We start from the raw sequence: 10,166 nt of genomic DNA, 5'->3' as shown, positions 1-10,166 counted from the left end.
CGGCGCCGGAGGCCCTCATATGGCCGTCGAAACCCGGCAAAGCGGCACCATCATCGGCTCTGCCGCTGGCCGATAAGCCCATCATGCATTAAGACTGAAACCGGACCACCTCATAGGGGCAGGCCACGACGACTGGGAAACCGCTGATATTTCTCTCCCCGCCAGTACCACGGAAAAAGCCACAGTCGCGATCCCGCAGTCGGTTTACGCAGTGATTGTCAACGGTCTCGCTGCGGGATGGCTTACTGACGATGCGGTTAGTACTGCATGGGCGCGGGCCAGGCCGGAGCATATCCGTCAACTGCGGCAGTTGCTCGCCGCGGCCAACGTCAGGGTTTTCCCTGCCCGTCCCGGGAACCCGTTCCAGTGCATCAGCAACGCGGAACCGGCAAGTCGGGACCTCCATCTCTGCCAGGAGGTTTTCGACAGTTTCCGCGACACGTGCGCTAGCCAGCTGGACACAGCTGGAAAATACAGGATGGAGATTGCCGAGTTCGGACCATTCAGCCCCGATCGCGAGGTAAGAATTTTCGGTAAGGTCGCTGAAGCCCGAGCGCGCCTCGTAGAAGCGTTCACCGGGTTTCTGAAGATAACTCCCTTGGCCCTGCAGAGTGAACTCCTGCCAACCGAAGAGGTTGTGGACGATGCGCAGGAGGCTGATGACGACGGCGATGTTTCCGAGACCGGAGATGATGTGGCACTCGAAACGGGCGTCAGCGAACCCTCAGCACCGGAGCTCTTCTTGCGGGATTTTGTGAAGCTCTTCAATGAACTCGAGCAAAAGATTTCGGACAGGCAAGACCTCGAAAGTCTCAGACTGGCGCTCGATAACTACCGGAGGGCCAGGGACCGGGGTATGGAGGGGGGCCTGAAGCTGGTGCCCTGGCTGGCGTACCGATACCGCAGAAGAGGATTACCAATCGACGACCTCATTCAGGAGGGCAACATCGGGCTGATGCGGGCGGTCGAAAAGTTTGACAGCACCAAAGGCAGCAGGTTCGGTTCATATGCGGTTTGGTGGATACGTCAGGCCATGTTGCGGGCCATCGAAGACCAGTCTCGCCTGATACGCGTCCCGGTTCATATCGGTGAGTTTGTCAGAAAGACTGAACGCATCCGGCAACGAACGAAGGCCGGGCTCGGTCGCGAGGCGAGCGTCGAAGAGATTGCGGGCGAACTGGAAGTTTCTCCCGGAAAGATCAAAAACGTTCTCGCTATCCCGGGCGCCCCCTTCCCTGCTGTTTCGCGATTGCTGGTCGATGACAGTGTCCCGCTACCCGATCGCCGACATGACCTGTCAAACCTGCGCTCCCTGACGAGCGAAATGCTTTTGATGCTGCCGGCGAGAACGGAGCGCGTACTTCGTCTCCGTTTCGGTATGGGAGGCGTTGAGGAGCACACGCTCGAAGAGGTCGGAGAGAAATTCGGCGTGACAAGAGAACGCATCCGGCAGATCGAAGCGAAGGGCTTGCGAATTCTCCGGCACCCGAACAGGTCAAAGAAACTGGAGGCGTTCCTTTGAGTGGACCGATCACAGGTGCGCGAAATGCGCCGCCGCGCGCCAGTGCCATGATCGAGGCGCTGCGTGGCCTGGGCTACTCTGCAGCCACAGCGCTTGCTGACATCATTGATAACAGCATTGCCGCCAATGCCACGACGGTCGACCTCACGTTCGTCTGGAACGGTACATCGAGTGCCATTTCCATTCTCGACAACGGCGATGGAATGGATGACGTGCTTCTTGATCGGGCCATGCGGCTCGGTGAAAAGAATCCCCTTGAAGAACGCGGCAACAGCGATCTCGGGCGGTTCGGCCTCGGTCTGAAAACCGCCTCGTTTTCGCAGGCACGACGCCTTACCGTGGCATCACGGAGAGACAATGTTACCAACACCCTTCGATGGGACCTCGATGTCCTGCGCGACGACAGGAGCGGCTCCTGGTCACTTCTTGAGGGGCCAGCGCCCGGGTCAGAGGGGCTCTTGGGAAATCTGGAGCCTCTCGACCATGGCACGCTCGTGCTATGGGAGAATATGGACCGCATTGTTCCGCGCGGCGCAAGGTCACAGGATTTTCTCGAGCTGATCGATGTTATCGAAAAACATCTGGCAATGGTTTTTCATCGGTACATCGCCTCGCGAAAGCTGGCGATCCGCATCAACGGCAAGCCAGTGGGGGCGTGGGACCCTTTTCTCGAAAGCCGATCGGACACGTGGCGCTCCGGCCGCGACCGGTTTTCTGTCAACGGTTACGAAATAGCGGTCGAGGGGTTTGTTCTTCCGCACAAGGATCGTCTTCCGGAGAAGACCTGGGCCGAGGCGGCCGGACCCGATGGCTGGACATCGCAGCAGGGCTTTTACGTCTATCGGAACGAACGCCTTCTCGTAGCGGGGCACTGGCTCGGACTTGGTCGCGGCCGTTCCTGGACGAAGGAAGAGCCATTTCGTCTTGCGCGGATCAAGCTGGATATACCGAACAGCGCCGATGAGGACTGGAAGATCGACATACGAAAATCGACAGCACGGCCTCCATTGGAGGCCCGTCCCCGCCTGTCCCTGTTTGCCGAAGATGTCCGCCAGCGGGCACGAAAGGTGTTTGCGTTTCGCGGCAAACCGGATCAAAGCGCCAGGGTCGGACCGGTCGTACCTGCGTGGCGTGCCGATCGTCTGTCCGGCGGTATCCGATACAGGATAGATGAATACCATACAGCGGTAGCCGCAGTGCTCGAGCAGGCGGGTCCATTGCGCGCCGATATCCTGGCAATGCTCCGGATCATAGAGGAAACGGTTCCGGTCCAGCAAATCTGGCTTGATACGGCCGAGGCGAAGGACACGCCGAAGACCGGCTTCGAGGGGACGCCGCCGGACGAGCTGAGATCCATCATGCAGACAGTATTCAACAGTCTCGTCAGCCGAAAGGGCCTGTCACTAGAACAGGCCCGCCGGCAGATGGCAGTGACCGAGCCGTTCGATGCATGGTCTACGTTTGTCGAAACACTCACATTTGAACCAAAGGGATAGTTTTTTGAGCAACGAAAAAGTTGTCAAGTTTGCCCAGGAACTCCTGATGGAAGAGGAGCGAAGCGCGATCAGCCCTGGATTGATCAGTACAAAGATCGATCAGGTTCTGATGTTCAAACCGGCCTGGAAAGAGGGACTGGATCGCGACGCTGCCATCAATGAACTAGTTCGCCGTTTCAGCATCTGGGTCGGCGCGGATTCCACCATCCAGAACGATGAGGGTCACAAAGCCTGGCTGAACGCAGGTCGGAAAGGGGACTGGCGTTACTGGCAGCGTTACCGCGAATATCTCGAGGGAAAAATGTCGGTTGTCGCTGTGGAGGGGCTCGACCGGTCGACGGACACCATACTTGGCATGCTGGAGGACCCCGCACGTGACGGGCCGTGGGACCGGCGCGGGCTGGTGGTCGGCCATGTCCAATCGGGCAAGACGGGAAACTATACCGGGCTTGTCTGCAAGGCGGCCGACGCAGGCTACAAGATCATCATCGTACTCGCCGGGCTCCACAACAATCTCAGATCCCAGACGCAGATGCGCCTCGATGAAGGTTTTCTCGGTTATGAAACCCGACCGATCGCCGATGATATCCGTGAGATCGGCGTTGGCCTCATCGACCGGGATCCGTCCATCCGTCCCAACTACGTTACCAACCGGACCAATAACGGCGACTTCAGCACCGCGCGGGCCAACACCCTCGGGATCACGCCCGAACAGCGCCCATGGTTGTTCGTCATCAAGAAAAACAAGACGGTTCTGGAGCGCCTGCTCGGCTGGATACGGCATCACGTTGCGGATGGACAGGATGAGAACGGACGCCGGATTGTGCAGCGACTGCCACTGCTCCTGATCGATGACGAAGCCGATCACGCTTCGGTCGATACGGGAGAGCAGGTATTCGGGGAGGACGGCGCGCCCGACGAGGAGCACCAGCCGACCGCCATCAACGGTCTTACCCGCAAGATCCTCCATACTTTCACGCGCTCGGCGTATGTCGGATACACCGCGACCCCGTTCGCAAACATTTTTATTCACGAAAGAGGACAGACCAAAGAGGAAGGTCCAGATCTTTTCCCATCGGCGTTTATCGTGAACCTTGCGGCCCCCTCCAGTTATGTCGGCCCGGCACAGATCTTCGGCTTGCAGTCGACGTCGGGGCGGACCGCAGGGCTGCCCCTGTTCCGGCCTGTTGCAGATCACACCGGCGGAGACGGCAAGGGCGGCTGGATGCCGCACACACACAAGAATGGCTATGTGCCCCTGACAGACCGCGAAAGCGGTCTGCCGCTGACACTTGAACAGGCAATTGACTCGTTCCTCATTGCCTGTGCGGTCCGTGATTTGAGGGGTCAGGGCGATGCCCATTCCTCGATGCTCGTCCATGTGACGCGATTTACCTCTGTCCAGAAGTACGTCCACGAAAAGGTCGAAAACTACGTTTCCGGGCTGAAGCAGCGCCTGGTCCGTCGGATTGGCCATGAATCGTCGGTCGCCCGCCTGGAGCAGCTTTGGCTCACGGATTTCGTGCCGACAAGCGTCACAGCACAGTCAGAATTTCCGGTTTTCGCAGACGACGCCAGCCTGCCCGAGTGGTCCGAAGTACTGGAGATGGTCACCCAGATCATCACCGACGTCGACGTCAGAATGATCAATGGTACGGCGAAGGACGCGCTGGATTATGCCGACCAGCAGGGACAGGGTCTGAAGGTCATCGCGATTGGCGGCGACAAGCTGTCACGCGGTCTCACTCTGGAAGGTCTTTGCACAAGTTACTTTCTGCGCACCTCCAAGATGTACGACACTCTCATGCAGATGGGCAGATGGTTCGGGTATCGGCCGGGCTATATCGACCTGTGCCGACTGTATACGACCGATGAACTTGCTGACTGGTTCGGGCATATTGCGGACGCGGCGGAAGAGTTGCGGGAGGAGTTCGATCTGATGGCAGCGGCAGGTTCGACACCGCGGGACTATGGGCTTAAGGTCCAGTCCCACCCGGTGCTGCTCGTGACATCGAGGCTCAAAATGCGATCAGCGCGAAGCCTCATGCTGTCGTTTAGTGGACAAGTTTCTGAAACCGTATCGCTTTTCTCCGAGAAAGGCGTTTTGCAACGAAATCTGGACGCGACAGCCAGCTTGGTGCGCCAGCTCGGGACTGGAGAGAATGACCCCATCCGACAGCGTGGTGACAGTACACAAAGATGGAAAGGTCGCCTTTGGAATAACGTTCCCGCAGTGCAGGTCATCGATTTCCTGAACGCATACAGGACCCATCCTGATGCCTACAAGGTGAACAGTGTTTTGCTTGCTGAGTTCATCACCCGGATGAATATTGAGAGAGAACTCACCAACTGGACTATTGCGGTGGTTGGAAGCGGTAGGGGGAAATCGTTCAATCTGACGGAGGACCTCGAAATCCAGATGCTAACGCGCGCGGCAGAGGTATCTGCCGGCAAATACTCGATCGGCCGACTGCTCTCACCACGGGACGAGGCGATCGATCTGACGGACGAGGAATGGCTCGCAGCGCTGGATACGACAAGGAAGGGCTGGAAGCCCGATCCGGCACGATCAAAATCAACCGAAGGGCCGGACGAACCATCAGGACCGTCTATCCGCAAACTTCGGGGGGAAGGTATTTCCGGACAGGCTGGTCACCCCGAGCGAGGATTGTTGCTCCTGTATGTCCTCGATCCGGCAGAGGCCGGGGGCCACATCGACCCGCTTCTCCCGCCTGTGGTCGCGTTCGGTATCAGCTTCCCGTCGAGCCATTCCGGCACAAAGGTCGAATACAAGGTCAATAACATTGCATGGACACAGGAGTACGGCGGTGCTGACTAATACCGACGAACTGGAAACTGCATGGCGTGCATTGGCTGGCCAGAAAGCTGACAAGGGCTGGCTGACCGTGGCGCTCGGACACTCCAGTCCGCGGTTCAGGGGCGGCATTGTTTTCCCGGAGGGAGGGGAAACCCTGCTGGTCGGCTTTAACGTTGGTTCAGAACTCCAGAAGGCCGATCTTCCTGAAGGGACCGGTTTCCGGGTCGAGATCTCGAAAGAGAATTTTTCGGCAGGTTTCAGCACGTGGTTATGCCTGACGCGTCAGTCCGGCGCCGGCCGTGATCTGTTCGTTCAGATGGCAGCTGATATCGTTTCTGCACTCTCTCGCGCGACGACACAGTCCGATTCCTGGCTTTTAAACCTCATGCTGGCCAGAATCCGGGCATGGCAGGAATTCATGCGAAAACCACGCACCGACCTCTTGCGCCCCGAAGAGGAGCTTGGTCTGTTTGGCGAGCTCACCTTCATGCGGGAAGCGATCGCCGGTGGAGCGGCCGTTGCAGATGTGGTGCATGCATGGAACGGTCCCTCACGAAGCCTCCAGGATTTCCATACCGCTGTGATCGGCGTCGAGGTCAAGGCAACACTGTCGGCAAACAGCTTTTCTGCACATATCAGCTCACTGGAACAGCTGGACGGAATGAGAGAACGGGCCGTTCTTCTGGCCGCCATCCGTTTTAGTCGGCACGACGAGGGCCAGACCCTTCCCGAGCTGATTGGCGCTATGAGGCAACTTGCCGCCGACGGAGACGTACTCTCCACACTTAACCGAACGCTTATGCTGTCCGGTTTCGTGGACGAGGCTTCGGAACTCTACAAACGGCGGTTTATCCCTCTAAACATTCGGCTCTTCGAGGTAAACGAAACATTCCCCGCACTTGTTCGCAGCAGGACAAGCCCGGAGATCCGCGCCGCCGAGTATGAAATCGATCTTGATCTCGTGGCTTGCGTCCCTCTGACGCTTGGAGCCGCATTGCAGCAATACGGAGTTTTCAGCGAATGACACTTGAGGAATTTCTCGTCCAGACCCAGTCGGAGGTGCGGTCCATGGTATCGGACCGGATGGTCGCCGGAACCTATCTCAAGGATGAAGCGGCATTTTCGGACGTTGTCATGCAGCACATGGCAGAATGCGGGATGACATTTGATCCTCGTGTCCTGCATATAGAGCGTACCGTTTCGGGTTCGAAGCTGAAGCTCAATGGGTACGCGGTCTCCGATGATGCTGATCAGGTCGATCTGTTTGTCACCCTCTACGATGGCGTTGATGCCGTCCAGCCTATCGCTGATGCGGACGTCGTGCGCGCCGCAGAACAATGCCTCAAATTCCTCGGAAAATCAGCCGATGGTAAACTCGTGGCAGCGATCGACCCCTCCGATGACGCCTATGAGTTCAGCCTTACGATCAAGGATTGCTATGAGGATCTCGAGCAGATCAGGGTCTACATTCTGACGGACCGCCAGGCAAAGACGCGCGTCTTCAAGCCGCGGGATGTCGCGGGAAAATCGGTCCGGCTTGAGGTCATGGACATCGAACGGCTCCACCGTCACTGGTCCGAAGGCAAACCTCGCGATGAGCTTGTGGTCAGTTTCGAGGAAGTCTGTGGCTCGCCCCTGCCCTGTGTCTATGTCCCGGGCGAAAACGAGGAATACGACTACGCGCTTACGGCAATTCCCGGGGCGACGCTGCGGCTGCTGTATGAGCGCTACGGAGCAAGGCTGCTCGAAGCCAACGTACGATCATTCCTCAGTCAGACCGGCAAGGTCAACAAAGGCATCCGGGATACGCTGCGTGATGCACCCGAACGTTTCATGGCCTACAATAACGGTATTGTTCTGATTGCCGATGAAGCGAGCCTTGCACGCGCAGCCGACGGGTCAATGGGGCTTGCATGGCTCAAGGGCATGCAGATTGTGAACGGCGGCCAGACTACTGCGTCGATATATTTCACAAAGCGCAAGCATCCTGACATTGATCTCACACGCGTACGTGTGCCCGCAAAGGTTATTGTCCTACATTCCCATAACCCCGACGCCGAGGAGCTGCTGATCAGCGATATCTCGCGATATGCAAATAGCCAGAATGCGGTGAAAGTATCGGACCTTTCGGCAAACAAGCCATTTCACGTCGAGCTGGAGAAGCTCGCGCTCTCAACCTATTGCCCGGATGGTACCAGCAGGTGGTTCTACGAGCGTGCGGCTGGAAGCTACAACGTAATGCTTGCCCGTGAGGGGACAACGCCGGCCAGACTGCGACAGATCAAGGAAGCTATCCCGCCCGGTCGAAAGATCACAAAGACCGATCTGGCGAAATACGTTCAGGCTTGGGGCCGAAAACCTCAGATCGTGTCCCTCGGCAACCAGAAGAACTTCGACCGCTTCATGTCGGATGACGACACCGTCACCTCAGTTATTCCTGACGTCTCGAGATACAAGCACGCGATTGCGCAGACTATCCTTTTTCGAACGGCTCAGAAGATCGTGCGGACCGGGGGATTCCAGGCGTACCAGGCAAACATCACCGCCTACACTGTCGCGTCATTGTCTGAGATTGCCGGCAGCAGGTTGTCACTGGATGCCATCTGGCAAAAGCAGGGCCTGTCATCGCAGCTTTCCGGGTACATCAGCAATCTGGCCGCGCGGGTGAACGATATCCTCAGGGACGATGCGGGTGCCCGACAGGTATCGGAATGGGCCAAAAAGGACGAATGCTGGGAAAGCCTGAAAGCATCGTCGTTACCGCCTCCTCCCGCAGATGTCCCTGAAATATCGCGTAGTCACGCATGACGGGCGGTGTTCTCTCAGCGTCGTTCAGTGGTGCTGTGTTCAAGCGATTGAGTGCAGTCGAGACGGACATCACTCGCTCCAACCAACACGAGTTCAACGGATCAAAGCCCCTGATCGGACTGTTCGGGAAGGAGCATCCGCAAAAGTTGCCAACAGACTTTATCAGGATGTCTGACGACGGCGGTGTCTTGGCTGAAACCGGGATGCTCACGTGGTATGACGCCCGGGCTCGGCATCCCACGCGATCCGAGTACAGGCTGTACTACTACGACAATTTGGTGACCGCGAAGGCACGCGAAGGCGACTTTCTCCTTATCGGTAAGAGGCACGACGGTTCGACGCTCGTTTTGATGGCCCCCGGTTCCGGCTTGGCTGCAGCCCGAATTGCATGGTTGTTCGGGATCGAAGTTGAGCCAGGTGCCGCGTTTGCCGCTCTGGACCTCAGCGAAGACGAGCGCTCGGCGCTTGGTGGTGGGCTCGGAATTTCGCCAGACACAGGATCATTGTGGGAAAGCGAGTTGGATCCGGTCTTGTCGGATGATGGAAAAGGCGGGTTGCCGGCTGTCCGGGCGGTACAGCAGCTTGTCGGCCAGGAAAGAGACTGGAAGAGTGGTGGTGACTGGCTGACCGCATCCGGCGAAGAGGATGGTTCTTCATCATCGCTGAATGACATTACTCGTCTGCTTGCCGGTTCCGGCTTGGCGAAGTTGCCGAGTTAATAGCGAGAGCCGCGAAATTATCGGTCCTTTAGCGTGCCCTATTTGCGTGGGGTTGCTCAATATCAACTTGGCGTAGCGAAGACAGTCTTTGCTTTAGCATATCTTTTATATGCGTATAGTCCTCGCTACCCTTTGCCATGTGGACGTGAACTGCCTTGTGGCAGTTCGGGCATAGGAGGGCGAAATCTGCGGCTGTAACCCTGTATTCTGATGCCTTGCTGGCTATCGGGATAATGTGATGGGCTTCGATATAAGGAGCTCCGTAGCGCAAGTTGAAGTCGTCATCGCATATTTCGCATCGGGATGCATTTTTGCTCTTGGCCAGACTCACAGCCAGTGTGCTTCTTTCGGTACGGATGTGGCCTGCTGCCGGTTTTTCGGACGCTGAGTTAGGCTAATCCCAACTTGTTTTCAAACTCGTTCGGGCTGAGATAGCCCAGCGTGGAGTGGCGACGCTTCGGGTTGTAGAAGCGCTCGATGTAGTCGAACACATCCGCCTTGGCGTCATCGCGGGTCCTGTAGACCTTCCGCGCCGTCCTCTCGGTTTTCAGCGAGGAAAAGAAACTCTCCATGGCGGCGTTGTCCCAGACGTTGCCGGATCGGCTCATGGAACAGGTGATGCCGTGATCGGCCATCAGCCTCTGGAACTGCTCGCTGGTATATTGGCTGCCCTGGCCGGAATGATGCAGCAGCGCATCCGGCTTGCCTCTGCGCCAGATCGCCATGATCAGCGCATCGGTGACGAGTTGGGCCGTCATGCTCGCATTCATCGACCAGCCGACGACACGGCGCGAGAACAGATC

At 57.7% G+C, this 10,166-nt stretch carries 8 protein-coding genes; 6 read left to right on the top strand and 2 right to left on the bottom strand.

Going from position 1 to position 10,166, the window contains the following annotated elements; translation table 11 throughout:
- Positions 1-478: 478 nt before the first annotated feature.
- Genes C7I85_RS29890 through C7I85_RS29865 form a run of 6 tightly spaced genes read left to right on the top strand, consistent with a single transcriptional unit; the run spans position 479 to position 9,363 of the window.
- A complete protein-coding gene (locus C7I85_RS29890; protein WP_146149017.1) occupies positions 479-1,522 on the top strand; it encodes a sigma-70 family RNA polymerase sigma factor in 1,044 nt (347 codons plus the stop codon).
- Positions 1,519-3,018: an ATP-binding protein gene (locus C7I85_RS29885; protein ID WP_245445169.1), complete on the top strand. Its 1,500-nt coding sequence runs from the start codon at positions 1,519-1,521 to the stop codon at positions 3,016-3,018. Before C7I85_RS29890 ends, C7I85_RS29885 begins: the two co-directional genes overlap by 4 nt.
- Before the next feature lie 4 nt (positions 3,019-3,022).
- Positions 3,023-5,857 carry a Z1 domain-containing protein gene (locus C7I85_RS29880; RefSeq protein ID WP_106727625.1) on the top strand — a complete coding sequence of 945 codons (2,835 nt, stop codon included), beginning with the start codon at positions 3,023-3,025 and terminating at the stop codon, positions 5,855-5,857.
- On the top strand, positions 5,847-6,860 hold the full coding sequence (locus tag C7I85_RS29875) for a PD-(D/E)XK motif protein (protein ID WP_181257462.1): 1,014 nt from the start codon (positions 5,847-5,849) through the stop codon (positions 6,858-6,860). Before C7I85_RS29880 ends, C7I85_RS29875 begins: the two co-directional genes overlap by 11 nt.
- A complete protein-coding gene (locus C7I85_RS29870) occupies positions 6,857-8,644 on the top strand; it encodes an AIPR family protein (protein WP_106727623.1) in 1,788 nt (595 codons plus the stop codon). Before C7I85_RS29875 ends, C7I85_RS29870 begins: the two co-directional genes overlap by 4 nt.
- A complete protein-coding gene (locus tag C7I85_RS29865) occupies positions 8,641-9,363 on the top strand; it encodes a hypothetical protein (RefSeq protein WP_106727622.1) in 723 nt (240 codons plus the stop codon). Before C7I85_RS29870 ends, C7I85_RS29865 begins: the two co-directional genes overlap by 4 nt.
- A gap of 28 nt (positions 9,364-9,391) precedes the next feature.
- Here C7I85_RS29865 and C7I85_RS32445 read toward each other — a convergent pair whose 3' ends face one another.
- Positions 9,392-9,694, bottom strand: a complete 303-nt coding sequence (locus tag C7I85_RS32445) for an HNH endonuclease (protein WP_181257461.1) — start codon at positions 9,692-9,694, stop codon at positions 9,392-9,394.
- 58 nt (positions 9,695-9,752) lie between these two features.
- Positions 9,753-10,166: IS3 family transposase (locus tag C7I85_RS29855; RefSeq protein WP_146149016.1), on the bottom strand; the 414-nt coding region annotated here is incomplete at its 5' end.

The organism is Pseudaminobacter soli (ex Li et al. 2025) (assembly GCF_003012705.1).
In the GTDB taxonomy this organism is placed as follows: Bacteria; Pseudomonadota; Alphaproteobacteria; order Rhizobiales; family Rhizobiaceae; genus Pseudaminobacter; species Pseudaminobacter soli.
This window is presented reverse-complemented; position numbering and strand designations above follow the sequence as displayed.